The following is a 25,073-nucleotide window of genomic DNA, read 5'->3' on the forward strand; positions in this document are numbered from 1 at the left end:
CGCAGAGATGTCGCGGCCGCGGCGACGCCGCTCTCTAGAGGAAAGCGCTGCGCCAGACGCGACGTTCCGAGGTAAGGGCTGCTGCGCCGCAAGCCCAACCCCTCTGCGCCTCTGCGTCCTCTGCGCGAAACGCCCTTCTTCTTTCCCGCCGCGCTTACCCCTGCTAGGGGGCGCGCCATGCTAACAATTCAGGGCCTCACCGTGCGGCTGGGCGGACGCACCATTCTTGACCGCGCCAGTGCGACGATCCAGCCGGGCTCCAAGGTGGGGCTGATCGGCCGCAACGGCGCGGGCAAATCGACGCTGATGAAGGCAATCATCGGCGAGCTTGAGCCCGACGACGGCGCGATCGAGATGCCCAAGCGCACGCGGCTGGGCTATATCGCGCAGTCTGCCCCGGCGGGGGCGGCAACGCCGTTCGAAACGGTGCTCGCCGCCGATACCGAGCGCGCGGCGCTGATGGCGGAGGCAGAGAGCTGCGAGGACCCGGACCGGCTCGGGGCCGTCTATGACCGGCTGATCGCTATCGATGCTTATACGGCAGATGCGCGGGCGGCGCGCATCCTGATCGGGCTGGGCTTTGACGAGGCGATGCAGGCGATGCCGCTCGACAGCTTTTCGGGCGGGTGGAAGATGCGTGTGGCGCTGGCCTCGCTGCTGTTTTCCGCGCCCGACCTGCTGCTGCTCGACGAACCTTCCAACCACCTCGATCTGGAAGCGACGCTGTGGCTGGAGAGCTTTTTGCAGAGCTATCCCGGCACGATGGTGGTGATCAGCCACGAGCGCGATCTGCTCAACAATGTGGTCGATACGATCCTCCACCTGCAGGGCGGCAAGATCGCGCTCTACGCGGGCGGATATGATGCGTTCGAGCGGCAGCGGGCCGAGCGGGCGGCGCAGATGGCGGCGGCCAAGATGGCGCAGGATGCGCAGCGCAAGAAGCTGGCGGACTACGTGGCGCGCAATTCGGCGCGGGCTTCGACCGCCAAGCAGGCTCAGTCGCGCGCCAAGATGCTGGCGAAGATGCAGCCGGTGACCGCGATGATGGAAGACCCGACGCTGAGCTTCGGATTTCCCGATCCGGATGAACTGCGACCGCCGCTGATCACGCTCGATCTGGCGGCGACGGGATACAGCGCGGAGAAGCCGATCCTGCGGCGGCTCAACTTGCGCATCGATCCCGATGACCGCATCGCGATGCTGGGGCGCAACGGCAACGGCAAGACCACGCTGGCGCGGCTGCTGGCGGGGCAGCTGGCAACGAGCGAAGGCGGGATGACCGCTTCGGGCAAGCTCAAGATCGGCTATTTCACGCAGTATCAGGTGGAGGAACTGCCTTCGGATTCGACACCGCTGGAGCTGATGACGCGGGCGATGCCGGGCAAGACCCCGGCGGCGGTGCGCGCGCAATTGGGGCGCTTCGGCTTTTCCGGTCCTCGCGCCGAATCGAAGACAGCGACGCTATCGGGCGGCGAGCGGGCGCGGCTGGCGCTGGCGCTGGTGACGCGCGATGCGCCGCATCTGCTCATCCTCGACGAGCCGACCAACCACTTGGATGTCGATGCGCGCGAGGCGCTGGTGCAGGCGCTGAATGATTATGCCGGCGCGGTGATCCTGATCAGCCATGATCGGCATATGGTGGAGCTGACGGCGGACCGGCTGGTGCTCGTCGATGGCGGGACGGCCAAGGACTATCCGGGGAGCATCGAGGACTACATCGATTTCGTGCTGGGGCGGAACCAGCCGAAGGGCGATGCGGGCAAGGGTGGCAAGGGTTCCGGCAAGGGCGGTACCAAGAGCCGCGAGGACATGAAGGCGCTGCAAAAGGCGGTGAGCGAGGCCGAAAGCGCGGTCGGCAAGGCGGAAGCGCGGCTGGCGGCGATCGATGCGGCGCTGGCAGGTACCGGCAAGCCGGCGGCGGATCTGGCCGGGCTGGGCATGGCCGAGCTGGGGCGCCAGCGCCGCGAGGTGGCGGATCAGCTTGCGGCGGCGGAAGCGCGCTGGATCGAGGCGGGCGAGAAGCTGGACGCCTTCATGAACTGAGCGCTTGCTGCATCGCAAGCTTGGCTTCGATCCCGTCCCACAGGCGCTGGAGGCGGGCGTTGATATCGCTCGATGCGGCAAAGGTGCCGATGGGTGCGCGGCGGGCGGCGGTCTGCTCGATCTGGCTGGCCATGGGGATCACCGGCCAGCCGGCGGCAAAGCCGGTGTGGACTTCGCGGTGCAGCTTGCGCCGGGCATCGTACATCGAGAGCACCGGCAGGATCGGCGGATGGCGCGGGTGACGGTCGAGAATTTCGGCCTGGATCATCGGCAGCGCGCGCGCCGAGAGTGGTGAGGGCGGCAGCGGCACGATCAGGAGATCGGCGGCGGCGAACACTTGATCGCTGATCTCGTTCAGCACCGGCGGACAATCGACGATGATCCGGGCGTAATCGGCGGAGAGCAGGGCTGCGGTGCGGGCCATGCGCTTGCGCTTGCCGATGCGCGCGAGCGTGGCGGGAAGGCTGCGCATGCTTTCATCGGCCTGCAGCACGGCAAGGCCGGGATAGCGGCTGGGGACGATGAGATCGGCGGGTTTGTTGTCCTTGCGGAACACTGCGGCGGCGTTGCTCTCGGCGCAGTCAGGCAGGCCGAGGAGCCAGCCCGCGCCGCCTTGCGGATCCAGGTCCCAGAGCAGCGTGGCATGATGGGAACAGGCGGCGGCGCGCCAGGCCATGTCGACCGCCAGAGTGGTTTTCCCGACGCCGCCCTTCACGCTGTAGACTGCGATGACCGCCATGTTTGCTGCATTTCCTTCGCGACCGTTCGCATTGTGCGCAGGCGCGCGGGAATGGCAAACCCAATTGTGTTGCGGCGTTCGGTCGTCTCGCCCCGGGACATCGAAAAATGGGGACTGTCCCTATTTTTTGTACTCAGCGCAGCAGGCGCATGCGTTCGCGCAGGATATCGAGGCCGATGCGTTCGACTTCGGATTCGAGGCAATCGGCGTGGAGCAACTTGGCCAGGCTGCGCTGCTTCTGCGCGATGAGATCGATGGCCTGCAGGCTGTCCATGTGCCGCATGGCCACGTCCATATCGCCGCAGAGCGAGGCGCCGAGCGCCTCGACTTCCTGCGACAGTTCCTCGAGCACCAGTGCGATCTGGCGATGCGAGGCCGTATTGGCGGGGGCCGTGGAGGCCATTGCGGCGTTTCCCTTGATGGAGGACAAATGCGGGATCAGGCGGCGGCGGCGAGCTGCGCCCCGTCGCTGAGCGCGAAGAGGTTGAGCACCATCACCATTTTGTCCTCGATCGCGGCAAGCCCTTCGAGGAAGGGGACCACGCTATCGTTGCCGACACCCGGAGGCGGGGCCTGCAGGGTCTGATCGGGCACGGTGACGATGTCGCTGACCGAATCGACGATCCAGCCGCCGACCTGGGCACCAAGCTGCGTGACGATGATCGCGTGGCGCGGCGTCGGCTCGGTCGCGCGCCAGCCGAGGCGGGCGGCGAGATCGACCACCGGGAGCACGGTGCCGCGCAAGTTGACGACCCCCGCGACATAATGCGGCACGCGCGGGAGGCGTGTCGTGGGCGTCCAGGCGCGGATTTCGCGGATCGACATGATGTCGAGCCCGAAAACCTGGCCCTCGACCTCGAAAGTGATGAGTTCGCGGATCATCGTGGGGGTTCCTTGGGAGCGAAGGGGATCAGTGCGCGACGCGCCGCACCGCAGCGACGAGCTTTGCGGCATCGAAAGGCTTGACGATCCAGCCGGTCGCTCCGGCTTCGCGGGCGCGGGCCTTTTTTTCGTCGGAGCTTTCGGTGGTGAGCACGAGGATCGGCCGGTCGCGGTGGCGGGTGCCCTCACGCAAACGCTCGATCAGGCCGAAGCCATCGAGGCGTGGCATGTTGATATCGGTGATGACGACATCGACCTCGTTGAGCGCGAGCCAATCGAGCGCGGCGAGGCCATCTTCGGCCTGCGCCACCTCGAACCCTTGCGTCGAGAGGGCATGGTTCAGCAGCGCCCGCATGCTCGGGCTGTCGTCTACAGTCAGGATTCGGGTGGTTTGGGTCATGCTGGGGCTCGCTTGTTGCAATCAGAAGAGTTCGACATCGCCGGACGCGCGTTCCGGGCGAGTGGTGGGATTGACCGGCGGGGCGAGGCGATCCTCGACCGTACGGCAGCGGATCTGGCCGGAAGCCGGACGGAAATCGACGCGGCGGGCGTTGGTGCCGCCGAGGTCCTCGCGCATCACGATGATGCCTTCGCGCTGGAGGAATGCCTGCGCAAACTCGGCATTGGCGGTGCCGATGCGCATCATGTTGCGGTTGACGTTGGCCCCGCCATAGAGGTGGGCGCGCAGGCGCGATTTGCGCGCGCCGATGCCCAGCATCTGGTTGACCAGCAATTCCATGAGATAGACGCCGTAGTGTTCATCGACAGCGGTGGTGCCGGCAAGCCCGGCGGGCGGCTCGGCCAGCAGGAAGTGGTTCATGCCCCCCACCCGCGCTTCGGGATCATAGAGGCACGAGGCAACGCAGCTGCCGAGCACGGTCGAGAATTCGACCTGCAAATCGCAGCTGACCAGCGCCTGGCCCTGCATCACGGTCACGCGTTCGATCGGGCGATCAAGGGATTCGAGGATGCGGCGTTCGAACATCGGATCAGGCCGCCTTGCTGAATGCGTGGCGGGCGATCGTGCCGATCGGTGCGACAACCCCGGCGGCGCCGAGCGCGATGGCAGCGCGCGGCATGCCAAACACGGTGCTGGTCGCCTCGTCCTGCGCGATGGTGCGCGCGCCGGACCGGGCGAGCGCGAGCAGACCCTCTGCGCCATCGGTGCCCATGCCGGTGAGGAGGATGCCGACCGCACCCGCGCCGACCACTTCGGCGACCGAATGGAACAGCACGTCGACGCTGGGCAGGTGGCCGGACACCGGCTCGCCCCGGCGCAAGCGCTGGTAGAGATGGCCGCTGCGGCCGCCGACGGAGAAGTGGCGGTCATCGCCCGGCGCGATGTAGACGTGTCCATCGAGCAGCGGCAGGTCCGGCTCGGCCATCACGATCTTCGGCGGGCAGGACTGATCGAGCGTGCGCGCGACGGCGGGGGCGAAGCGTGCGGAAATGTGCTGGACGACCACGGAGGGCGGGCAATCGGCGGGAAAGCCGCCAAGCAGGACCTGCAGCGCTTCCACGCCGCCGGTGGAGGAGCCGATGGCGATCAGGCGCGGGCGTTCGATCAGCGCCGGGCTGCGGGGTGCGGTGGAAGTGCGCGGCGGCATGGGAGGAGGTGGTGCGGGCCGGGTGACGAAGCGCACCTTGGCGGCATCGCGGATGAGATCGGCGAGCTTGCCTTCGTCATCGAACGCATAGCCGCTGGAGCCTCCGCCCTTGGCGTAGCAGCCGACCGCGCCGATCGCGAGCGCGCGGGCAGTGGTTTCGGCGCCCTCGTGGGTGGAGCCGGAGACGACGATGACGGGCGTGGGGCGCAGCGCCATGATCTTTTCGAGGAAATCGAGCCCGTTCATGCCGGGCATCTCGACATCGAGCGTGACCACGTCCGGATCGAGCTCGCGGATCATCTGGCGGCCTTCCGCCGCATTGGCCGCCGCGCCGACGACGACGATGTCGTCCTCGCGCTCGAACCGGGCCTGGAGAATGGCGCGCATCGTCGGGGAATCCTCGACGATCACGACGCGGATCGGCTTGCTCACTCGGCTCATGCCTCGCTCCGACGATAGATGGTGGGGCCCGCAGTGGCGAGCATCTGGAGGGCGGGACCGGTCACGCGTTCGCTGTGGCCGACATAGAGCCAGCCGCCGGGAACAAGCGCTTCGGCAAAGCGCGCGACGAGGCGCTCTTTGGTGGGATTGTCGAAGTAGATCATCACGTTGCGGCAGAAGATCACATCGAACTTGCCCTGCATCGGCCACTGACCAAGCAGATTGAGCGTGCGGAAGCGGGCGAGCGAGCGCACGGTGGGGGCGATTTCGGTTTCCTCGCCCCCGGGCACCGTCCAGGCGCGCGTGAGCGCCTCGGGAACGGCCTTGAGCTCTTCGGTGCGGTAGCGTGCGGCCTCCGCCTTGCGCAGCGCGTGCCCGGCGATGTCGCTGGCGAGCAGGCGCACGTCGCCGCGCGCGATGCGATCGCCCGCGGTGCGATCAGGGCCGAGCAGGGTCATCAGCAGCGACCAGGTTTCCTCGCCGCTCGAGCTGCCGGCGGACCACAGCCGTGCTTTGCCGCCGCGTGCGAGGTTTTCGATCAGGCCGGGGCGGACTGCACTCGCGAAATGCTCGAAGTGGTGCGCCTCGCGGTAGAAGAAGGTGTGGTTGGTGGTGAGCGCCATGATCGCGCGGTTGCGCTCGGCGGCGTCCTCGCGGATGCGCAGGATGTAGGAGCCGAAGGTGGCGCAGCCCGAATCGCGCACCAGCGGAGCGAGGCGCGAATAGACCAGCATCGCCTTGCCTTCGGCGAGCACGATCCCTGCCTCGCGGTGCGCGATCTCGCTCACCGCAGCGAAATCGGCCGCGCTGTAGACGCCGGGGCTGATGCCGGGCAGCGTTTCGGGAAGGGCGAGCGTGGCGCTCATGCCGCCTCGGCCAACAGGGGGCTGGGGCTCTGGCCGGAAAGGCTGCGCGCGACCAAGCTGTCGACATCGACGATGAGCGCAACCATGCCATCGCCTAGGATGGTGGCGCCCGAGACGCCTTCGACCGAGCGGTAGTGCGTGTCGAGGCTCTTGATCACGACCTGGCGCTGATCGCAGATCGCATCGACGAGAAGCGCGGCGCGGCCGGCGCCCTCGGTTTCGACCACGATGAGCACGCCTTCATGCGCCTGCTCGATCGCGCCCTGCGCGCCGACGGCGGCGTGGAGCGGCAGGACGGGAATGAACTTGCCGCGCACGTTGATCATCGCGCGGTGGGCGCCGAGGCCCTGCACTTCGGTCTGCGTGGGGCGCAGGCTTTCGACGACGTTGGCGAGCGGCACGACGAGGGTCTGATCGCCGACGTTGACGACCATGCCATCCGAGATGGCGAGGGTGAGCGGCAGGGTGAGGGTGAAGGTGGTGCCGCTGCCGGGCTCGCTGTCGATGGTGATGCGGCCGCCGAGTTCCTTCACGTTCTGGCGCACCACGTCCATGCCGACGCCGCGGCCCGAAACATTGGTGATCGTGGCAGCGGTGGAGAAGCCGGGGGCGAAGATCAGGTGGTCGATCTCTTCCTTCGAGAGCTGGGCATCGGGGGCGATGAGGCCCTTTTCGACGGCCTTGGCAAAGACCCGCTCGCGATTGATGCCCGCGCCATCATCGCCGATGCGAATGAGGATGCGGCCCGAGCGGTGCTCGGCGGAAAGGGTGAGCGTGCCTTCGGCGGGCTTGCCTGAGGCGATGCGCGCTTCGGCGCTTTCGATGCCGTGATCTACCGCATTGCGGATGAGGTGGGTGAGCGGTTCGCCGAGGCGTTCGATCACGGTCTTGTCGAGCTCGGTGCTTTCGCCCGAGACTTCGAGGCGGACATGCTTGCCGGTGGAGGTGGTGAGCTCGCGCAGGATGCGCGGCACGCGGCTGAACACCGAACCGATCGGCTGGGCGCGGATCGACATCGCCGATTCCTGGATATCGCGCGTGAGCCCTTCGAGGATGGTGAGCTCTTCCTTCACCGCGAGGCCATCGCCCGCAAGGCGCTGCGCCATCATGGCCTGCGCGATGACAAGTTCGCCCACTGCGTCGATCAGCTTGTCGAGCTTGCCCAGTTCGATGCGGATCGACTGGCCAAGCGCGGGCGGCGCGGGCGGGGCAGGGGCGGCGGCGGCCGGGGTGGGTGCGGCGCCGGGCTGCGCGGCGGCGGGGGCCGGCGCGGCCGGGGCGGCCACCGGGGTGGGAGGCGGGGCGGGGCGCACGGCGGGCATCGGCGCATCGCTGCCGATGGCAAGGCCGCAATCATCGCCGACGAATTCGAAGATATCGCGTGCGGAGGCTTCGCTCACATCAGCATCGAGCGCGAACGCCCAGCCGAGATAGCCGGTGCCGGGATCGAGCGTATCGAGCGGAGGCACGGCGCCGCAATCGCATTCGATGCAGCGCGCACCGAGTGCGGCGAGTTCGCGCAGGAGCAGCAGCGGTTCGCCGCCATTGCGCATGGCACCGGCGTGGGGCCGGACCTTGAGCAGCCACGCGGGAGCGGGGGCAGCGTCCAGCGCGGGTTTGGGGGCATCCATCGCGCCGGTGATGTCATCGAGCATGGCATCGAGATCGAAGGGATCGCCGCCGGTGTCTTCGTCTGCGGAGGTGGTAGCGGGGGCGGTAGCGACGGGTTCGGGCGCGGCGGGCGCGGCGGGCGCGGGGGATGGTGCTGCGCCTGCATTGGCTGCCTGCGCGGCGGTCAGTTCGGCGAGGAGGCCGACGTCATCGGGCACTTCGGCAAGGCCGCGCGCGGCGCCGACGTGATCGCTCAGCGTATCGAGCGCGCGCAGGAGGAGGTCGACCAGCGGCTCGGTGATGGGGACTGCGCCTTCGCGCACATCGGAAAGCAGCGTTTCGAACGTGTGGGTGAAGGCCTGAAGCGCGACATAGCCAAAGGCACCTGCGCCGCCCTTGATCGAGTGGACCGCGCGGAACACGGCGTTGACGGTATCGCTGTCCTGCGTGCCGGCCTTGCAGGCGGCGAGGCCGGATTCGGCGGCTGCCAGCGATTCCTCGCATTCAGCGAAGAAGATGGCCTGGATTTCCTCGGAGGTCATGCCGCACCTCCGTCAAAGAGTTCGGCTTCGAGACCGAGCTGGCGGGCGGTTTCGCGCAAGTGGGCGGAAGGCTCGATCACCGCGCCATCGCCGGTGCGGCGCGCGCTGACGAGGAGCTGGAGCATGGCCTGCCCGATCTGGGTGCAATCACGCGCATTGATATGGAGCGCGCCCGAGCCGAGCCCGGCCACCATTTCAGGCAGCAGGGCCTCGGCTGCGGCGCGGTCGCACCGGGGGGGCAGGGTGATCGTTGGCATAGAGGCGGCTTCCCTCGCTGGCCCCGCATCCGGGGGCACGCTTTCACCGCTGGCTTAGCGGGGAAGCGGCAAAGGTCGCCTTGCCCGGGACTTAAGGTGAGATACCTAACAGCGCGAGGAGAAATTTCAGGGAGACTGGAAGGTATCAACCCGATCAAGCAGCGCCCACTGGCGGCGCGCCAACAGGAAGGTCAGCCTCCCCATGCACGAAGCCCGGGTCCTCGTGGTCGATGATTCCGCCGCGATGCGCGCGCTCTTTTCCGATATCCTCGACGAGGCGAAGAACGTCCGCGTCGTGGGTGTAGCGGCCAATGCCGGCGCCGCGCGCGATCAGATCGCCGAACTCAAACCCAATGTCATCACGCTCGACGTGGAGATGCCGGGGATGAGCGGGATCGAGTTCCTCGCCGAGATCATGGAAACCAATCCGCTGCCGGTGGTGATGCTTTCCAGCCTCACGCAGGCGGGGACCGAAACCTCGCTCAAGGCCTATGAACTGGGCGCGGTGGAATGCTTCCCCAAGCCGCTGAAGGCGACGCCGGAACAGTTCAGCAAGACGGTGGGCAAGCTCGGCAAGATCGTGCTCGCCGCCGCGAACAGCAACGTCCACGACCGCAAGGCGCGGGCGGAGCAGAAGGCGACGGCTGATGTGCCCTTCGCGTGGAACGGCCATATTGCGGCATTCAGCGCCTCGATGGGCGGGATCGACGCGCTGACGACGATCCTTTCGCAGTTTCCCGCCAATTGCCCGCCGACGGTGGTGTGCCTGCAGGCCGAACCGATGGTGGTCGAGACCTTCATCAAGCGGCTCGATACCGATCTCAAGTGCAACGTGCGCGCGGCCAGGGACGGCGCGAACCTGGCGCAGGGCACGATCCACATTGCCGCCGATCCCGATCGCCATGTGGTGGTGGAACCCGGCCAGCCCGCGCGCATCCGCCTGATGGAGCGCGATCCGGTGGACGGCGTGCGGCCTTCGGCCAACCTCCTGTTCGGCTCGATCGCGCGCGGCGCCGTGCCAGCGGTGGGCGCGGTGCTGACAGGCATGGGCGCCGACGGCGCGCGCGGCCTGAAACTGATGCGCGACGCGGGGCAGCATACTCTGGTGCAGGACCGTGCGACCGCGATGGTGGCCGAAGCGCCCTCCGCCGCGATCGAACTGGGCGCCGCCGCGCGCGAGGTGGGCCTCAGCGATCTTGGCGCCGCCGTGCTGAAAGCCTGCGGCATCGGCTGAGGCGCCTTGCCTGTTTCCCCTGAGGCATTCCCCCTCCCCCCTGGAATGCCTGACTGTGGCCCGGAGCCGCTGCGTGCGGTTCCGGGCTTTTTTCTGTGGCGACCGGGTCTGCAAGCGTGAGCCTGGCGCAGAGATTATGCCGGAATATTTGCCCGGAGCACCGCATGGCGCTGCGCCGGTAACCCGATCTTAACGGCTTTGGCAGCGATCTGGGCACGAGGAGAATGCCCCCCATCATGCCGATCCCAGCCCATTTCGAAGACCTTCCGTTCGATCCGCAGCGCCCGCGCGCGCCGCGGCGGCAATTGCGGCTGGAATCGGAAGGTTCCACCGCCTCCGGCGAGACAGCGCGGGTGCTGATCCACAACATCTCGACAACCGGACTGCTGATCGAAAGCGCCGTTCTGCTGGCCGAGGACGAACGGATCGAGCTGGCCTTGCCCGAGGTTGGCAATGCCGCGGCCCATGTCGTCTGGATAAGCGAGAGCTTCTATGGGTGCCGGTTCGAAACGCCGCTGCCCGCGAGCGCACTGGGCACACTGGAACTCTTCTCAAGGGTAATCAGCAAGGCCGCCCCCAGCGATTCGGCTGATACCTTGCCGGTCCGGATCGCGCGGTTGCGCAAGGAGCAGGGGCTGACGCTCGAAGCGCTGGCTGCGCTCGTGAATGTCAGCAAGCCGACAGTCTGGGCGTGGGAGCAGGGCAAGACGCGGCCGACTCCCGAACGAATCGCCGCGCTCGCCAAGCTGCTCGGGGTGGACGAGGACGAACTCCTGACCGGGCGCGATGGCGATGCGCTGGCGCAGGCGCTGAACCAGGCGCGCCAGGTGGTTGCCGAGGCGTTTGGCGTCGATCCGGCGCGGGTGAAAGTGTCGATCGAACTCTAGGCGCGGCATTGCCCAAAAGAATCGCTTTACCCTGAATTAACCACTTTTCATCGTAGTGATTCGCCGTTATCTAATTGAATTAACGGCCAAAAATTAGTCCTGTTAGCTAACTCGCCTAACTTTGGCCGCCCGCTCACGAGGGGGCGGACCATGGAATGAGGCGATCGTTTCGCTCGGGCGGGTCAGGGGGAGCTTGGCTGCGCGGCCGGGTGTGCGGTCCTGACGGGGCAAGGGTGCATGCGGGCGGAATTCACGACGAGAGAACGTTTGGCGGCCTATGGCCTGCTGGCCGACCGTTCGACGGATATCATCCTCAAGACCGATTGCCGGGGCTTTGTGCTCGCCGCTTCGCCGGCGCTTGAACAGCTTGGTCTGGCGCTGCCGGCGATGCTGATCGGGCCCCATGTGCGGGACCTTGTTCACCCCGACTACCGGGATCTGATCGAAGAGGAACACCGCTTCGCGATAGCCGGGCAGGGCAGCGACGCGTGGCTTGAAATCCGCGCGGCCCGCGAGGAGCGCAAGGGGCAGTGGTTCGAGTTTCAGGTGCGGCCGATGTCCGATCAGAGCGGCCGGATCGATGGCGCGCTGGTGGTGATGCGCTGCATCGCCAAGCGCAAATCGCTGGAAGAGCGGCTGTTCGCTGCCGAGTTCACCGATCCGCTGACTCGCCTTACCAACCGCATCGCCTTCGTCGCGATGCTCGACCATGTGGTTTCCAAGCCGCACCAGGCCACGCTTGCGCTGTTCGACATCGATCACTTCATGCGGCTGAACATGCGCTTCGGACAGCATGCGGGGGATGATCTGCTGGTGGCCTTCGCCGGGCTGCTGCGGGCAATGACGCGCAGCGACGACATCATCTCGCGCGTATCGGGTGAGCGCTTCGGGGTGATCATGCCGGGACTCCTGCCCGAAGCGGCGGCGGCAGCCTGCGCGCCGATCGTGGAAACCTTTGCCGAGGCGGGACGCGCGACACTGGGAGGCACCTACGCGGTTTCGACCAGTGTCGGCATCGCCGGGATCTCGCTATCGGCAGACAACACCGTCCAGCAGGCCGAACTGGCGCTGTTTCTGGCGAAGGCCAAAGGGCGATCGCGGATCGAAACCAGCCTGAGGCCATCGGGTGAGGGCTCGCAACGCGCATTGACCGACGGGCGCCCCGGATTGGCGTGATGGGGTTAGCATGTACAAAAGTTAATCAAAAATCCGTTATATGTCTCGGTTCTGTAACTAACTAAAGTCAAGTCCGCCCCGGTCAGACGGTGCATGGGGCAGCGATCATCGCTGCTCCGCCCGTTTCCAGGGAGGACCTTACGAATGATGATCTGCAAGCCATGGACGCTCATGCTGGCTGCTTCCGGTCTGGCGCTGGCGAGTTCCGCTCATGCGGCCGAAACCGCGCCGGTTGCGGCCCCCGCGCCCGCCGACCAACCCGCTGCTGAAGGCAGCACCAGCTCGGGCCTGACCGAGATCGTCGTCACCGCCACCAAGCGCGAGACGAACCTCCAGAAGACGCCCATCTCGATCTCGGTGATCGGCGCCGACATTGTCGAAAAGCGCCATGTCCAGAGCCTGATGGACCTTGCCGACGGCGGCGTTCCTTCACTGCGCGTCGCCACCTTCGAAGCCCGCCAGTCGGCGCTGACGGTGGGCATTCGCGGTATCGTGCCGTTCGACCAGAACCAGGTGGCGCGCGAGCCGGGCGTCGGCGTCTATATCGACGGCGTATACCTTGGCCGCTCGCAGGGGCTCAATGCCGCGCTGTTCGATGTTGCGCGGATCGAAGTGCTGCGCGGGCCGCAGGGAACGCTGTTTGGCCGCAACACCGAAGGCGGCGCGCTGAGCATCGTGACCAAGGCACCTACGGGCGAATTCGGCGGGCGCGTTGAGGCCGGTGTGGGCAACTATGGTTCGTACAACGGCGCGTTCCACATCAACCTGCCGGCGTTTGCCAACTTCGCGGTGAAGGTGGACGGCCTGATCGATCATCAGGACGCGACCACGAAGAATCCGGCCAGCGGCCAGTACGGCTGGAACTACCACAACCGTGTGGGCGGCCGCATTGCCGGCGAGTGGAAGCCGATCGACGGCCTGACGGTCGACCTCACTTATGATCAGGCGAAGGACGAGAACACGCCGTTCTACAGCCAGCTGATCAACTTCAACCCGAACGGATATGCTGTCGGCAGCTTCGTCGGCAGCAAGCTGGTGTGCCCGGGCAGCGCCCCCTGCATCGCCCCCAAGGCACCGCTGGTGCAGGTGAGCGGGAACCACCGCGTGTCGGTCGCCGACCTCGGCGTGATCCAGCAGCCGAGCATCGACGAGACGCACGGCTTCAGCGCGAACATCAAGTACAAGCTGACCCCGGACATCGAGCTGCGCTCCATCACCGCGTGGCGCGGGGTCGAGACGCACCAGTGGGACGGCTCGGCCGGTGCGCATCGCAGCACGTTCGCGCCGAACGGCCAGTTCGGCCGCTACAGCCTGTCCGAGCTGTTCCAGCACCAGTTCAGCCAGGAGTTGCAGCTCGTCGGCAGCATTCCGCAGATCGATTTCGTGCTTGGCGGGTACTACTTCAACGAGCATGTGAACGAACGCGCGGCGACGCCGAACCCGATGCAGTGGAACGCGGATGGCACCGGCTACACCTTCGTCAATCAGGTGCCCGCCAATCCCACCGCGCCGATCACCTCGGGCAATCAGGGCTGGGACCGGGCCTACTGGTTCATCCAGCGGGACAGCGAGGCCGTGGGCAAGAGCTATGGCGCGTTCGGGCAGGCGACATGGACGCCGGCCGGACTGAATGTGCTGCACCTGACGGCTGGCGGGCGCTATACGCACGAGACCCGCAAGGGCGCGCTGACGGTGATCAACAACGCGCCCTATCTTGGCGGCAACCTTGATTACAAGAACAGCCGGTTCGATCCGATGGTGACGCTGGCATGGGACGCGGCGGAGGGGATCAACCTCTACGCCAAGTACTCGACCGGCTTCCGCGCGGGCGGTGCCAACTCGCGCTCGGGCTCGTTCCGCCAGTTCGCGCCCGAAGCGGTGAAGTCCTACGAAATCGGCGCAAAGACCGATTTCTTCGATCACCACGTGCGCCTGAACCTTGCCGGGTACATCATGGACCGCAAGGGCACGCAGATCGACTTCGACTTCGTGGACACCAACCGGTTCCTCAGCGACGGCGTGACGCCCAATCCGTTTTTCAACAAGCACACCGAGGAAACCGCCAACGCGCCGGGCAATTCGCCGATCCGGGGCTTTGAGGCCGAACTCACCGTAAAGCCGATGGCGGGCCTGACGCTGGGCGCGAGCTATGCCTATACCGACGTGAAGGTGCCGGCGACGCCCAACCCGCTGGCGGGGCCCTTGTTCGGGATCCCCTATCAGGTGTTCACCGTTTACACGCCCAAGAACGCCGCATCGGGTTCGTTCGATTATGAACTGCCGATCGGGTCTGGCGGCATGGCGGTGATGCTGCACATGGATGCCAACTATTCCGATCCGACCTACAGCTTCCAGAACGAGGACGTGCAGACGGAATCGGCGTTCATCGTCAACGCGCGGCTGGCGCTGGCGGATATTCCGCTGACCACGAACGGCACCAAGGCGACGATCAGCGCCTGGGCGCGCAACCTCTTCAACGAGGACCACATCTATCGCCGCTCGAACGCGAACAGCGCCCCGACCGTGAACAACGATGGTTCGCTGAACTATTCGGGCGTGCTGGGGGATTACGCCAACTTCAACCCGCCGCGCACTTTCGGCGTGCAGGCATCGATCAACTTCTGATCTAGCCGGGAAAACCTTTCGATGCGCAGACTCCCCCCCGACTGCGCAAAGGTCGGATGGAGGGGCCTGACGGCTCCTCCATCCTTCGAAAGGCCCGGTATCGGGCGGACTCCGGTGCCTAAGGCGGCCCGCCGCCCCGCCCGACGCGACGAAGCACAGAATCTCTGACACTTAAGGGCGGGGGATAGCCTGAAACAGCCCTCGACAGGGTGGGGCGGATGTGGTGTCTTAGCTCTTAACGACTCGTAAGCGGTTGTGAGCGTTGGGGGAATTTTCGCCATGGGACGGGCGGCTAGGGTTGCAATGCCGGCAATTGATCGGCGGGGAATTGAAAGGCTCGAGGCGCATTTCGTCTCGCCCGAAGTCTATCGCCGCGATGACGTTGCCATCCGGCAGGCGCGGCTGGCCGAGGTTGTGGCGGAGCGGATCATTCCGCAGTTGCTGCGGCTCCACACCGAAGTTCTGCCCGATGCACCGCCAGTTGAGTTGGTGGTCGAGGCGCTGGCGCCCAGCAGTTCGGATATCTCGGGCCTCGCGCATATCGTGCTGGGGAGCGATCTGGAGGCGGCGGTTTCCTACATCCTGGTGCTGCGCGACCGCGGCCTTTTGCTGGATACGCTGTTCCTCGAATTGCTGGAGCCGGCAGCGCGCCATCTGGGCCAGCTGTGGGACCGGGACGAGTGCGATTTCATCGACGTGACGCTGGGCGTGGCGCGGCTGCAGAAGCTGCTCGCGATGTTCAATGGATCGCACCTGCTGCCGGGGCTCGACACGCGCCGCACCGTGCTGATGGCGATGACTCCGGGGGACCAGCACTCGTTCGGTGCGAGCATGGTCCGGCGGTTTCTGGAAGGCGCGGGCTGGGACGTGGAATCCGCGTTCGACCGTAGCGCCGCCGAAATCGCCAAAGCGGCGAGCGCGCAGTGGTATGCCGTGGCGGGCCTGACCGTCGGTTCGGAGCGCTCGCTCCCCGCGCTGGAAGAAACGATCCGGCTGATCCGCCGGGAATCGCGCAACCAGATGATCGGCGTGATGGTCGGCGGCCCGGTGTTCACTGCCAACCCCGCGCTGGCGCTGGAAGTGGGCGCAGACGGCACGGCGATCAATGCGCCGGCGGCGGTGCTGATGGCGCAGAAGCTGTTTGACGAAATGGCGCTGAAGACCGCGAACTAAGGTTCAGTTCGCGGTGCTTTTAACTGCCGGTTCGGCCCGACTTCAGTTTCTTCCGAGTAGCGCTAGAATGTTGAGCAGACTGGATGCTGCGAGAAGCATAGTCAGCGCAATCAGCCACTTCTGATGAATGGCCACGCGCTGTGTCGCAGCAGTGTGCGATGCCGTCAGTTCCTCGATCAACCCAGCGATCTGGGAAATGTTCTCTTCATTCTTCAGAACACCGGTCTCGACCCGGGCGAGTCTTGCCGCGCTATCGCCGTTGCCATCAACGGTGGTGACAAGGGACTTTGCGTTCTGGGGCCCCCTGATGGATCGAACCAGGCTTGATGCACTCCTTGCAAGCCTTGGAGCCTGCTCCAGAACCTTTGCCCAGGGAACGGATGCCAAAGCTGCAGTCCATGCCATTCTAAAATCCTACCAGATTGCGCGCCCAGTTATCGCACCGATCACGAGCAATTCCAGTCCTGACCGCAGATAAACTTGGGTGATTGTCTTTGTCGGGGCAATCGGGAACCCGCTGGTTGTGAATTCGGCGGTGTTCCGTTCAGTTCGCGGTGCCGAGCATCGCCTCGCGGATATCGAGGAGATCGGTGCGGATCGTTTCCAGCTGCCGGGCATCGAAGCGCAGTGCATTGTCGAGTATGGTGCGGCGCGCGGCCTGATAGAGCTGGAGCAGTGGCTGGCTGACGGGGTTCGCGGTATCGACCCCGAGTTCGAGCGCAGTGATCGCGGCGACGGCGCGGGTGAGCGCGGCGCTCTTGGCAGAATTGTCGCCATGCTCCTGCGCGTAAATCGCGCGGCCGAGCGAGCCAGCGGCCTGTTCGAGACACAGCGCGACAAGCTGGAGCGAGCTGGCACCCTTGACGCGGGCATCGAAATCGACGCGGCGGTAGGTTTCGCTGGGGTCTCGGCGCATCAGCATCAGCTGCTCTTCCCATTCCAGGAGTCGATCTGCTGTTGCAGGAACGACAGCGTCGATTTCGAGTTGCTGATTCTCGTATCGAGCTTGGCGTATTGTGTGACGAGGCGCTGGCGCAGATCTTCCTGCTTGGTCTCCATCGCGGCTTTCTGCGTACCCAGCGTGGTCTGCAGCTTGGTCAGCCGCGCGATCGAGCCGCCGAGCGAGAACGTATCACTGCTGGAGCTGACGGTGCGGCCGAGTTTGTCGAACGTGGCGTAGACGCCGTAGAGCCCGTTGGTGAACATGGCGCCGGTGCCGACGGGGTCGCGCTTCATCGTGGCGGCGAGACGATCGGTATCGAGCGAGAAAGTGCCGTCGCGGTTGGTCTTGAGGCCGAGATCGGCGAGTGTGGTAGGCGCGCCGTTGGCATCGGCCGGCATGACCTGCGTGCTCGCCAGCGTGGTGAGCTGCCGGCGCAAGGCGCGCGCGCCGGGATCGTTGCTGAGCGCGCCGGTTTCGGGCGCGGTATTCTTGTTCAGTTCGGCGACCATCTCGTTGAGCGCGGAGGTGAGGTCCTGCATCACGGAGGTGATGGCGCTGCCCGGATCGCTGTAGCTGATCGTGGTGGGCGCGCCGGGGTTGGCGCCGGTGAGCTTCAGCGAGAGGCCGGGGGCAGCATCGGCGATGGTGTTGGTTTTCGACGTGCGCGCGACGCCATCGAGGAGGAACGCAGCGTCAGTCGCGGCGGCCTTGAGGCGGCTGGTATCGCCCGAAGGGGCCCAGGCAAGAGCTGCGAGGCCGGGTTCGGTCGGGCTTTCGGTAGCTTCGAGGACGAAGCCGTTCGCGGCGCCGTCCTCGCCCTTGAGCACGAGCTGCGCGCCGCCGGTGCCGGTGGCGACATAGGCGGTGATGCCCGCACCGCTGCCGTTGATTGCGGCGGCAACGGTATCGAGCGTGGCGCCGGTGGGGATGGTGATATCGACCGCGGCGCTTGCCGTATCTGCGGTGAAGGTGCCGCCGCTGACGGTGCCGAAGCGCAGGGTGAGCGTGCCCGCGCCGACGGGGGTGGTGCTGGACCCGAGCGGAGGCGTGACGAGGGTCTGCGCCTTGGCGAGCGAGGTGACCTCGAGCGTGGAGGTGCCGCGCCCGGTGGCGCCCCCCTTGCTGACTTGTGCGACGGTGCTGTTTGCGATCTGCGGCGTGGCGGCGAGATCGCCGGTGCGCACGCGGTCGCCCAGCGAGGAGGCGAGGCTGGTGATCATGTTCTTGAGCGTGGAGGCCGACGAGATCTGGGTGGAGATCTTGTCCGTCTTCGCGGTGATCTGATCGAGCCGCGCGGCATATTGGGCGGTGGCGAGCTGCTCGGCGAGCTGGGACGCGTTGATGCCGCCGCCCCCGCCGAGCGTGGACACCAGGTTGGCGGTGGCCGAGGACGAGGAAGTGGCGGAGGTGGTAGCCATGCTTTCCAGAACGGCGAAAAGGGCGCGCGGTTAAGCCGCCTCGGGGCGGCCTTCGGCGTCGAAACGAAGTTCGAGCGGGACATCGACCTCGGGCTGCGGCGGGGCGTCGCCGCGCTTCAGCGCCAGCACGAAAGCGAGCACGGCGGCGATGGCGGCATAGAGCTCCTCGCGGATCATCTGGTTCTCGCGCGTGGTGAAGTAGACCGAGCGGGCGAGCGCAGGGGAGGACAGCGTGGGGACGGCCATTTCGGCGGCCATTTCGCGCATCGCGAGCGCCTTTTCACCGCGCCCCTTGGCGAGCACGACGGGGGCAGGGGCCTTTTCCGGATCGTAGGCAAGCGCGACACTGAAATGCGTCGGGTTGGTGATGACGAACTGGGCTTCCTTCATCGCCGAAGCGAGGCCGCCCATCGCGATCTGGCGCTGGCGCTGGCGGATCGCGGCCTTGCGTTCGGGCGAGCCTTCGCTTTCCTTGCTCTCGTCCTTGAGGTCTTGCAGCGACATTCTGAGGCGCATCATGCGGCGCAGCCACTGCACGGGATAATCGACGAGCGCGATGACGACGAGGCCGCCGCCGAGCGCGTAGAGCAGGGCGAGGAGCGTGTCCCAGCTATAGGCGAGCTGGCCGCGCAGCTCGCCGCCGCCGAGGCCGACGATGGCGGGGATGCGGCCCTTGATCCAGACGTAAGCGATCGCGCCGAGGAGCACGAGTTTTGCGAGGCCCTTGGCGAGTTCGATCCAGCCTTGCGGGCCGAACATGCGCTTGAGGCCGCTCATGGGATCGAGGCGGGAGGCCTTGGGCGCGAGGTTGCCGCCGACCCAGCGGCCCTCGCCAAGGCCGAGCTGCGAGATCAATGCGGCGGCCATGAGCAGGCCGCCGAGGGTGAGCACCGGGGGCAGCGCGGTGAGCAGCGCGGCGTGGATCAGCGGGGCAGCGTCGAACCGTTCGAGGCTGGCGCGGTCCCACACGAGGCCGATGCGCGCCATGCGTTGGAGGCTGGTGAGCACCCACGGCCCGGCGAATTGCAGCCAGGCCGCGCCGCCCAGCACGCTGATCGCGATGCCGAGTTCGCGCGGGCGCAGGACGTCGCCATTCTTGGCGGCGTCGGTGCGGCGCTTTTCGGTGGGGGCGAAGGTCTTTTCGCCCGGTGTTTCCTCAGCCATGCTTGGCGCTGACGATCTGCGCGGCCTGGGTGACGGCGGCGAGCGAGAGGTCGCCCAAGCGGTCGGTCAGCAGCGGGGCGGTGAGGATCAGCGCGGCGATGCCGGCGAGGACGCCTGCGGGCAGGCCCAAGGAAAAGAGATTGAGGCTGGGGGCCGAGCGGCTGATCACTCCGGTCATCACCTGCACGAGGAGCAGAAGCAGCGTGACGGGCAGTGCGATGGCGATGGCGGCGGTGAGCATCTGCGCGCCGAAGCTGGTGACGAGCATCATGCGATCAGGCGTGAACCAGACAGAGCCGGGAGGAAACGCGCTGTAGCTTTCGACGATCAGCGCAAACCATGTGAGATGCGCACCGAGGCCGAGAAACAGCACGGTGAGCAGCACCGAGAAATACTGGCCGAGCACCGGAGACTGTGCGCCGCTGACGGGATCGGCGGTTGAGGCGATGCTGAGGCCCATCGAGCCGCCGATCATTTCGGCGGCGATGAGCGGGGCGGCGAAGCTCCACTGCAGGACGAAGCCGAGCGAGAGGCCGATGAGGATTTCCTGCGCGGTGATGAGGAGGCCCGAGAGCGTAAACAGCGCGGGCGGCGCGGCGACCGGGGTCCAGGCGCAGACCAGCACCGCGACGGCGCCGGCAAGGCTGACGCGCAGTTGCATGGGGACGGAGTTCGCGCCGAATAGCGGCGCGGCGAGGAGCGCGGCGCCGATGCGCGTCATCACGAAGATCATGCGCCAGAATTCCGCTTCCAGCGCGCCGAAACCGAAGTGGAGGGCGATCATGTGGCTTCCCCCCCTCCCCAGTGGGGAGGGGCTGGGGGAGGGGGGACAGCGCTGGCGGGGGATACCCCTCCCCAACCCCTCCCCATCGGGGAGGGGCTTTTGCAGATAGGGCTGATGTGAAGTTGGCTCATTTCCCGGCCTTCATTTACCCGTCTGCGCGATCTGGGCGAAGATCTCGACGAGGAAATCGCCGATGAGGCCCATCATCGCGCCGCCCAGCAGCACCAGCACGAGCGCGATGGCGGCGAGCTTGGGGACGAAGGTAAGCGTCTGCTCGTTGATCGAGGTGGCGGCCTGCACCACGCCGACCACGAGGCCAACGGCGAGGCTGGCGAGCAGCACCGGGGCGGCGACGAGCGCGGTGACCCAGAGCATGCGGTCGGCCAGGGCGAGGAGGGCGGCGGTATCGTTCATCAGCCGAAACTCGCCGCGAGGCTGCCCATGAGCAGCGCCCAGCCATCGACGAGGACGAACAGCAGGAGCTTGAACGGCAGGGAAACGATGGTGGGGGACATCATCATCATGCCGAGGCTCATCAGCACCGACGAGACGACGAGATCGATCGCGAGGAACGGCAGAAACAGCATGAAGCCGATCTGGAATGCGGTCTTGAGTTCGCTCGTCACGAAGGCGGGGAGGAGGATCGAGAAGGGAACGTCGGCGGTCTTCGCGAACTTGGGGGCCTTGGCCATGGCGGCGAACATCTGGAGATCGTGCTCGCGCGTCTGGCGGATCATGAAGGCGTGGAATTCGGTCCCGGTGGCGGTGACGGCCTGCTCGGCGTTGATGGTGCCGGCGGAATAGGGCGCAATCGCGTTCGCGTTCACCTTGTCGAGCGTGGGGGCCATGATGAACAGCGAGAGGAACAGCGAAAGGCCGATCAGCACCTGATTGGGTGGCGACTGCTGGAGGCCGAGCGCCTGCCGCAGGATCGCGAGGACGACGAGGATGCGGGTGAAGCTCGTCATCATCAGCAGGAGGCTGGGCAGGATCGTGAGCAGCCCCATGATGAGGAGCAGCTGGAGCGAGAGCGAGAGGCTGCCGTTCGACTGCGCGTCTGCGATCTGGCCAAACGCGCGATCGAGCGCGCCGGGGATGGCGGTTCCAGTGGGGGCGGCAGTGGGCGCGGCTGCCGCAAGATCGGCGGCGTGTGCCGGGAGAGCCATGGCCAGCGCGGCCAGCGCGGCGGGGATCACGAGGTGGATGAGCTTCACCGGATCAATCCTCGCCGGCTGCACGCGCGGGCACTTCGGCCAGCCGGACGAGGCCTTGCTTCGAGGCCGAGACGAGGATTTCGCGCCCCCGGAATTCGAGCACGGCAATGCGCTGGCCGGGGCCGAGCCACTGCGTCTCGATGATCTTTACGCTGCGCTGCCCGCCGGTGGGGCTGAAGCGCTTTTCCATGCGGCGGGCGAACCTGAGGCTGGCCCAGGCGAGCCCGGCGATCAGCGGCAGGACGATGGCGAGCTTGAGGAGGTACCATAGCATCAGACTTGCGCTTCCTGCCCGACGAGTTCGACGATCCGGAGGCCGAAGCGTTCGCCTTGCGCCACCACTTCGCCGCGCGCGATGAGTTTGCCGTTGACCATGACATCGAGCAGCTCGTCGGTGAGGCGGTCGAGCATGACGACGCTTTCCTCGGTGAGCGAGAGCACGTCCTTGAGCTTCATCTCGGTGCGGCCAAGTTCTACGGTGAGGCGCACGTCGACATCCTTGAGGAATTCGAAGCCGCGGGTCTGGAAGGTCATGAGGGCATCCTGGGATGGGTCGCCGGATCAGGCGAGCTGGGTGAGTTGAAGGGCGACGCGGTCGTCCACCTCGCCGACGGTGCCGTGGCCGACGAGCGCCTCGCCGACGCGCAAGGGCACGCTGCGGGCGACGGGGACGGCGAGGACCTGCCCGATTTCGAGCGCGGAGAGCGTTGCGAGCGGGAGCGGCACATCGACGAGCACCGCGCGCACGGTGAGCGGCATGTCCGCGAAGGGGGGATCGCGCGGATCGGCAGGGGCGCCAGCCCGCGCGGGGCCGGGGGCAGGGCGCGCAGCGCCGGTGAGATCAGCGAGCGAGGCCATGGGAAAGCCGAGCCGCAGCGACCACGCCGGGCGCGCGCCTTCGCGGATCGCGAAGGTGAGGACGGCGAGCGGGGTAACCTCGGCCAGCACGGCGAGCTCGGCCATAGTGGCGGCGCGGCGCGATGGCCGGATGCCGCCTTCCAGCCCGAGCGCTGCGGCCAGCGGGGCGGCGATCAGCGTTTCGATGCGCTGGACCATGAGTTCGGCAGACAGCGGGAGTTCGCGCGGGAGCGGTGAGGGTGCCTCGCCGGGTCCGCCGAACGCGCGGTCGAGCAGGCGCAGGACCGTATCGCCCTCGATCGCCGAAAGCAGGGGGTGGCCTGTCGCGCCTGCGGCAAGGAGGCTGATCGCGACCAGTCCGGGCGGTGCGAACGCGCCTGCGGCCATCTCTGCCGGCGGGCTGCACTCAACCATGGCCGCCTCGCCGCCATGAAGCGGCGCGAGCGCGAGGCGCAACTTGCGCGCAAGGCTCTCACCCGCGCGTGCCAGCACGGGCAGCAGCTCGGCCGCGGCGGGGGCCGGGCGAAGCAGCGCCTCGCTGTGCCGGGCAAGCGGCCGCTGGGCGACGAGAGGGCGTTGCGGTTTCATGGCAGCGGGCCGGCGTTACTGGACGATGAAGGTCTTGAAGTAGACGGCATCCACTCCGCCGAAGCCTTCGGTATCGGTGAGCACCTTGTTGATCGTGGCGACGAGGCGCTTCTGCAGGTGCGTCTTGCCCTCGGCGGACTGGACGTCCGCGCCCGGCGTATCGGCGATTGCGGTGAGCAGGGCCGAGCGGATCGCGAGCTCGTGCTTTTGCAGCCAGAGGATCACGCGGTAATCGCGGTGAGTGGAGCAGGCGATGCTGACCTGCACCAGCATGTCCGAATCCTTCATGTTCGACGTGAAATCATCGGTGAAGCTGAAATAGGCGGTGCGGTACTCGCTGCCGCCCTCGCCATCGACTTCGTGGCCGCCGCCGCCTTCGCCGCCGTGCTCGCCTTCCTTGGCGGCCGGGGCATAGGGGTCTTCCTCGCCCTTCTTGATGAGCTTGGGATTCTTGTCCTCATGCTCTGTTTCGTGCCCGCTGCCGCCGATGATCCCGGCGGCGACGAGGCCATAGGCTCCGCCGCCGCCCACCGCGAGCAGCGCGCCGGCAGCGCCGATCTTCAGCATCATGCCGCCGCCCTTCTTCTTGGGCTTGGCGTCCTTGTCCTTCTTCTCGCTCATCGGTGGTCCTTACGGGTCTCTTGAATGGGGTCAGGCGAAGATGCCGCCGCGGCGTTCGTCAGCGGATGCGGGCGAGCGGGCCGGGTTGGCGGCGGGGCGCTGGGAGGCGGAGGTGTAGGCGCTCTGGCGCTGCTGGCCGGTGCCGGGCTGGCCCTGACCCTGCGCTTGCCCCTGCCCCTGCCCCTGAGTCAGGGTCTGGCCAGACGTTTCGGGGGCGGAGGCCACGCGCGCGGGTTCTGCCGTGGCAGCGGCATGCGCGGCGGCGACGGCGGGGGCGAAGGTGGGATCGGGGCTCGCCAGCGCGACCGAGAGGCCGGTGGCATCGCCCTCGATGCGCAGCGAGATACGGCCGAATTCGGCGTGTTGCATGGCGACAGCGACGGGGCCAGCGGGCTCCAGACCATCGCGCGCGCGGGCGATGGAATCGACGAGCTGGTCGAAGCTGATCGGCTGCGCTCCGGCGGCGGCTGGCGCCGCGAGTGTGGCGGCGGGCGCGAGCGTGGGCTGGGCCTGCGCGAGCGCGGCGGCGGTTTCAGGCGCCGGGAGGGCCGCGATCTTTGCGGCAGGGAGCGCGGGCTCGGCCTCGGCGCGGAGCTTGCGCGCGGCGGGGCGATCAGGCGTGGGGGTGCCGGTCAGCGCAGCGAGCGTCGAGGGCTGCGCGCGGGCGGCGTTCTGCGTGCCGGTTTCGGGCGCGGCTTGATCCGGGGTGGCGGGCTGCTGCGGCGCGGGGACGGCTGGTGCTTCGCTTTCGAACACGAGGCTGGCGACAGCGAAGGCCGCTGGGTGGGTGGTTTGCGCGGCGGGAGCCGGAGCCGCTGCGGCATCGGCGGAACGGGGGGTGGCTGGAGTGAGGCCCTGTGCTGGAACGCCGGTTTCAGCGGGCTTGGTCGATGCTGGCGCGGCGGCGTGAGCAGCGGCTGGAGCGGATTGGGGGAGCGCCGCGCCGGTCAGCGCGAGGACGAGTGTGGTGGTTACAGTCTGGGGCTGGTCGCTGGCGGTCTTCTCCGCAGGCTCTGGTGCTTCGCTTGCGGCGGGCTTGGCTGCGCTGAGGACATCCGCGGCGACAAGCGTGAACGCGAGAGGCGATGCTGCAAGCTTTTGCCGGGCGGGCGGCAAGGTCTTGCCGGGTTCTGCCGGGGTATCCGGCGTGATGGCCACCTCGGTTGGCAATGCGGTGGCCTGGACAGGAGCGGTGAGGGTCAGCGAAGCGGTGAGCTGCGGATCGGCGGAAGCAGGCACTTCGCGCGCAAGGAGCGCCGCAAAGCCGGGCGTTTCGGCGCCCTGCGCGCCGGATGCTGCTGCAGCCAGAGCGGCCCCCTGGGTGGGGACTGCTGCTGCGACGCTGGAAGGCAGGGCGGAGGCGGGCGCGGTCATGGCGGGCGGCGGTCCTTGGCGAGAGG

The 25,073-nt window shown here is 67.1% G+C and carries 27 protein-coding genes; 6 read left to right on the forward strand and 21 right to left on the reverse strand.

Translation table 11 applies throughout. The features are described 5' to 3' along the window. The first annotated feature begins 177 nt into the window (after positions 1 to 177). The gene (locus tag Q0071_RS07110; RefSeq protein ID WP_298166746.1) at positions 178 to 2,043 is read left to right on the forward strand and encodes an ABC-F family ATP-binding cassette domain-containing protein; all 1,866 of its coding nucleotides are present in this window, start codon (positions 178 to 180) and stop codon (positions 2,041 to 2,043) included. Here the strand turns inward: Q0071_RS07110 and Q0071_RS07115 are convergent. From Q0071_RS07115 to Q0071_RS07155, 9 genes are all read right to left on the reverse strand, one after another. Continuing rightward, complete coding sequence (locus Q0071_RS07115) at positions 2,033 to 2,782, reverse strand: ParA family protein (RefSeq protein ID WP_298166749.1); 750 nt, start codon at positions 2,780 to 2,782, stop codon at positions 2,033 to 2,035. The genes Q0071_RS07110 and Q0071_RS07115 overlap by 11 nt on opposite strands. A 133-nt stretch (positions 2,783 to 2,915) precedes the next feature. Beyond that, positions 2,916 to 3,185, reverse strand: coding sequence for a hypothetical protein (locus Q0071_RS07120; protein ID WP_298166751.1), 270 nt, complete (start codon positions 3,183 to 3,185; stop codon positions 2,916 to 2,918). 35 nt (positions 3,186 to 3,220) lie between these two features. Beyond that, positions 3,221 to 3,664, reverse strand: a complete 444-nt coding sequence (locus Q0071_RS07125; protein WP_298166752.1) for a chemotaxis protein CheW — start codon at positions 3,662 to 3,664, stop codon at positions 3,221 to 3,223. A 28-nt stretch (positions 3,665 to 3,692) separates the two neighbouring features. Further along, positions 3,693 to 4,064: a response regulator gene (locus Q0071_RS07130; RefSeq protein WP_054121927.1), complete on the reverse strand. Its 372-nt coding sequence runs from the start codon at positions 4,062 to 4,064 to the stop codon at positions 3,693 to 3,695. Positions 4,065 to 4,085: 21 nt separating this feature from the next. Continuing rightward, positions 4,086 to 4,649, reverse strand: coding sequence for a chemotaxis protein CheD (locus Q0071_RS07135; protein ID WP_298166755.1), 564 nt, complete (start codon positions 4,647 to 4,649; stop codon positions 4,086 to 4,088). Positions 4,650 to 4,653: 4 nt separating this feature from the next. Then, on the reverse strand, positions 4,654 to 5,712 hold the full coding sequence (cheB, locus tag Q0071_RS07140) for a chemotaxis-specific protein-glutamate methyltransferase CheB (RefSeq protein ID WP_298166757.1): 1,059 nt from the start codon (positions 5,710 to 5,712) through the stop codon (positions 4,654 to 4,656). Then, positions 5,709 to 6,578 carry a protein-glutamate O-methyltransferase CheR gene (locus Q0071_RS07145; protein ID WP_298166759.1) on the reverse strand — a complete coding sequence of 290 codons (870 nt, stop codon included), beginning with the start codon at positions 6,576 to 6,578 and terminating at the stop codon, positions 5,709 to 5,711. The genes cheB and Q0071_RS07145 overlap by 4 nt, the downstream gene beginning before the upstream one ends. Further along, positions 6,575 to 8,731, reverse strand: coding sequence for a chemotaxis protein CheA (locus Q0071_RS07150; protein WP_298166761.1), 2,157 nt, complete (start codon positions 8,729 to 8,731; stop codon positions 6,575 to 6,577). Before Q0071_RS07150 ends, Q0071_RS07145 begins: the two co-directional genes overlap by 4 nt. Further along, complete coding sequence (locus tag Q0071_RS07155; RefSeq protein WP_298166763.1) at positions 8,728 to 8,988, reverse strand: chemotaxis protein CheX; 261 nt, start codon at positions 8,986 to 8,988, stop codon at positions 8,728 to 8,730. Before Q0071_RS07155 ends, Q0071_RS07150 begins: the two co-directional genes overlap by 4 nt. Before the next feature lie 202 nt (positions 8,989 to 9,190). Between Q0071_RS07155 and Q0071_RS07160 the strand changes: the two genes are divergently transcribed. From Q0071_RS07160 to Q0071_RS07180, 5 genes are all read left to right on the forward strand, one after another. After that, a complete protein-coding gene (locus tag Q0071_RS07160) occupies positions 9,191 to 10,222 on the forward strand; it encodes a chemotaxis protein CheB (protein WP_298166765.1) in 1,032 nt (343 codons plus the stop codon). Positions 10,223 to 10,458: 236 nt separating this feature from the next. Next, complete coding sequence (locus Q0071_RS07165; protein WP_298166767.1) at positions 10,459 to 11,109, forward strand: helix-turn-helix domain-containing protein; 651 nt, start codon at positions 10,459 to 10,461, stop codon at positions 11,107 to 11,109. 237 nt (positions 11,110 to 11,346) lie between these two features. Further along, entirely contained in the window at positions 11,347 to 12,285 is a 939-nt protein-coding gene (locus Q0071_RS07170; RefSeq protein WP_298166769.1) for a sensor domain-containing diguanylate cyclase, read from the forward strand. 144 nt (positions 12,286 to 12,429) lie between these two features. Further along, a complete protein-coding gene (locus Q0071_RS07175; RefSeq protein ID WP_298166771.1) occupies positions 12,430 to 14,910 on the forward strand; it encodes a TonB-dependent receptor in 2,481 nt (826 codons plus the stop codon). Between the two features lie 303 nt (positions 14,911 to 15,213). After that, entirely contained in the window at positions 15,214 to 16,083 is an 870-nt protein-coding gene (locus Q0071_RS07180) for a B12-binding domain-containing protein (RefSeq protein ID WP_298166773.1), read from the forward strand. Between the two features lie 42 nt (positions 16,084 to 16,125). Here Q0071_RS07180 and Q0071_RS07185 read toward each other — a convergent pair whose 3' ends face one another. The 12 genes from Q0071_RS07185 to Q0071_RS07240 all read right to left on the reverse strand — a co-directional run bounded on the left by Q0071_RS07185 (position 16,126) and on the right by Q0071_RS07240 (position 25,047). Beyond that, positions 16,126 to 16,488, reverse strand: coding sequence for a hypothetical protein (locus Q0071_RS07185; RefSeq protein WP_298166775.1), 363 nt, complete (start codon positions 16,486 to 16,488; stop codon positions 16,126 to 16,128). A 139-nt stretch (positions 16,489 to 16,627) separates the two neighbouring features. Beyond that, positions 16,628 to 17,005, reverse strand: coding sequence for a flagellar protein FliS (locus tag Q0071_RS07190; protein ID WP_298166777.1), 378 nt, complete (start codon positions 17,003 to 17,005; stop codon positions 16,628 to 16,630). Continuing rightward, positions 17,005 to 18,444 (reverse strand): flagellar filament capping protein FliD, encoded by a 1,440-nt coding sequence (gene fliD / locus Q0071_RS07195; protein WP_298166779.1) that lies wholly within the window; start codon positions 18,442 to 18,444, stop codon positions 17,005 to 17,007. The genes Q0071_RS07190 and fliD overlap by 1 nt, the downstream gene beginning before the upstream one ends. Positions 18,445 to 18,474: 30 nt before the next feature. Further along, on the reverse strand, positions 18,475 to 19,608 hold the full coding sequence (locus Q0071_RS07200; protein WP_298166781.1) for a flagellar biosynthesis protein FlhB: 1,134 nt from the start codon (positions 19,606 to 19,608) through the stop codon (positions 18,475 to 18,477). Beyond that, a complete protein-coding gene (gene fliR / locus Q0071_RS07205; protein ID WP_298166783.1) occupies positions 19,601 to 20,392 on the reverse strand; it encodes a flagellar biosynthetic protein FliR in 792 nt (263 codons plus the stop codon). Before fliR ends, Q0071_RS07200 begins: the two co-directional genes overlap by 8 nt. Positions 20,393 to 20,533: 141 nt before the next feature. Beyond that, positions 20,534 to 20,806, reverse strand: coding sequence for a flagellar biosynthesis protein FliQ (gene fliQ / locus Q0071_RS07210; RefSeq protein WP_067907138.1), 273 nt, complete (start codon positions 20,804 to 20,806; stop codon positions 20,534 to 20,536). Further along, a complete protein-coding gene (gene fliP, locus Q0071_RS07215; protein ID WP_298166934.1) occupies positions 20,806 to 21,558 on the reverse strand; it encodes a flagellar type III secretion system pore protein FliP in 753 nt (250 codons plus the stop codon). Before fliP ends, fliQ begins: the two co-directional genes overlap by 1 nt. 52 nt (positions 21,559 to 21,610) lie before the next feature. Continuing rightward, a complete protein-coding gene (locus Q0071_RS07220; protein WP_298166786.1) occupies positions 21,611 to 21,880 on the reverse strand; it encodes a flagellar biosynthetic protein FliO in 270 nt (89 codons plus the stop codon). Then, entirely contained in the window at positions 21,880 to 22,140 is a 261-nt protein-coding gene (gene fliN, locus Q0071_RS07225; RefSeq protein WP_298166788.1) for a flagellar motor switch protein FliN, read from the reverse strand. The genes Q0071_RS07220 and fliN overlap by 1 nt, the downstream gene beginning before the upstream one ends. A 27-nt stretch (positions 22,141 to 22,167) precedes the next feature. Then, a complete protein-coding gene (locus Q0071_RS07230) occupies positions 22,168 to 23,052 on the reverse strand; it encodes a FliM/FliN family flagellar motor switch protein (RefSeq protein ID WP_298166790.1) in 885 nt (294 codons plus the stop codon). Positions 23,053 to 23,067: 15 nt separating this feature from the next. Further along, on the reverse strand, positions 23,068 to 23,673 hold the full coding sequence (locus Q0071_RS07235) for a flagellar basal body-associated FliL family protein (protein WP_298166791.1): 606 nt from the start codon (positions 23,671 to 23,673) through the stop codon (positions 23,068 to 23,070). A 30-nt stretch (positions 23,674 to 23,703) separates the two neighbouring features. Further along, positions 23,704 to 25,047, reverse strand: coding sequence for a hypothetical protein (locus Q0071_RS07240; protein WP_298166793.1), 1,344 nt, complete (start codon positions 25,045 to 25,047; stop codon positions 23,704 to 23,706). Positions 25,048 to 25,073: the final 26 nt, after the last annotated feature.

Origin of the sequence: Novosphingobium sp. (assembly GCF_027486195.1) — a bacterium.
Taxonomy (GTDB): domain Bacteria; phylum Pseudomonadota; class Alphaproteobacteria; order Sphingomonadales; family Sphingomonadaceae; genus Novosphingobium.

Coding starts and splice junctions, on each gene's coding strand:
- Q0071_RS07110 (WP_298166746.1), top strand. CDS start 178: ATGCTAACAATTCAGGGCCTCACCGTGCGGCTGGGCGGACGCACCATT.
- Q0071_RS07115 (WP_298166749.1), bottom strand. CDS start 2,782: ATGGCGGTCATCGCAGTCTACAGCGTGAAGGGCGGCGTCGGGAAAACC.
- Q0071_RS07120 (WP_298166751.1), bottom strand. CDS start 3,185: ATGGCCTCCACGGCCCCCGCCAATACGGCCTCGCATCGCCAGATCGCA.
- Q0071_RS07125 (WP_298166752.1), bottom strand. CDS start 3,664: ATGATCCGCGAACTCATCACTTTCGAGGTCGAGGGCCAGGTTTTCGGG.
- Q0071_RS07130 (WP_054121927.1), bottom strand. CDS start 4,064: ATGACCCAAACCACCCGAATCCTGACTGTAGACGACAGCCCGAGCATG.
- Q0071_RS07135 (WP_298166755.1), bottom strand. CDS start 4,649: ATGTTCGAACGCCGCATCCTCGAATCCCTTGATCGCCCGATCGAACGC.
- cheB (WP_298166757.1), bottom strand. CDS start 5,712: ATGAGCCGAGTGAGCAAGCCGATCCGCGTCGTGATCGTCGAGGATTCC.
- Q0071_RS07145 (WP_298166759.1), bottom strand. CDS start 6,578: ATGAGCGCCACGCTCGCCCTTCCCGAAACGCTGCCCGGCATCAGCCCC.
- Q0071_RS07150 (WP_298166761.1), bottom strand. CDS start 8,731: ATGACCTCCGAGGAAATCCAGGCCATCTTCTTCGCTGAATGCGAGGAA.
- Q0071_RS07155 (WP_298166763.1), bottom strand. CDS start 8,988: ATGCCAACGATCACCCTGCCCCCCCGGTGCGACCGCGCCGCAGCCGAG.
- Q0071_RS07160 (WP_298166765.1), top strand. CDS start 9,191: ATGCACGAAGCCCGGGTCCTCGTGGTCGATGATTCCGCCGCGATGCGC.
- Q0071_RS07165 (WP_298166767.1), top strand. CDS start 10,459: ATGCCGATCCCAGCCCATTTCGAAGACCTTCCGTTCGATCCGCAGCGC.
- Q0071_RS07170 (WP_298166769.1), top strand. CDS start 11,347: ATGCGGGCGGAATTCACGACGAGAGAACGTTTGGCGGCCTATGGCCTG.
- Q0071_RS07175 (WP_298166771.1), top strand. CDS start 12,430: ATGATGATCTGCAAGCCATGGACGCTCATGCTGGCTGCTTCCGGTCTG.
- Q0071_RS07180 (WP_298166773.1), top strand. CDS start 15,214: ATGCCGGCAATTGATCGGCGGGGAATTGAAAGGCTCGAGGCGCATTTC.
- Q0071_RS07185 (WP_298166775.1), bottom strand. CDS start 16,488: ATGGCATGGACTGCAGCTTTGGCATCCGTTCCCTGGGCAAAGGTTCTG.
- Q0071_RS07190 (WP_298166777.1), bottom strand. CDS start 17,005: ATGCTGATGCGCCGAGACCCCAGCGAAACCTACCGCCGCGTCGATTTC.
- fliD (WP_298166779.1), bottom strand. CDS start 18,444: ATGGCTACCACCTCCGCCACTTCCTCGTCCTCGGCCACCGCCAACCTG.
- Q0071_RS07200 (WP_298166781.1), bottom strand. CDS start 19,608: ATGGCTGAGGAAACACCGGGCGAAAAGACCTTCGCCCCCACCGAAAAG.
- fliR (WP_298166783.1), bottom strand. CDS start 20,392: ATGATCGCCCTCCACTTCGGTTTCGGCGCGCTGGAAGCGGAATTCTGG.
- fliQ (WP_067907138.1), bottom strand. CDS start 20,806: ATGAACGATACCGCCGCCCTCCTCGCCCTGGCCGACCGCATGCTCTGG.
- fliP (WP_298166934.1), bottom strand. CDS start 21,558: ATGGCTCTCCCGGCACACGCCGCCGATCTTGCGGCAGCCGCGCCCACT.
- Q0071_RS07220 (WP_298166786.1), bottom strand. CDS start 21,880: ATGCTATGGTACCTCCTCAAGCTCGCCATCGTCCTGCCGCTGATCGCC.
- fliN (WP_298166788.1), bottom strand. CDS start 22,140: ATGACCTTCCAGACCCGCGGCTTCGAATTCCTCAAGGATGTCGACGTG.
- Q0071_RS07230 (WP_298166790.1), bottom strand. CDS start 23,052: ATGAAACCGCAACGCCCTCTCGTCGCCCAGCGGCCGCTTGCCCGGCAC.
- Q0071_RS07235 (WP_298166791.1), bottom strand. CDS start 23,673: ATGAGCGAGAAGAAGGACAAGGACGCCAAGCCCAAGAAGAAGGGCGGC.
- Q0071_RS07240 (WP_298166793.1), bottom strand. CDS start 25,047: ATGACCGCGCCCGCCTCCGCCCTGCCTTCCAGCGTCGCAGCAGCAGTC.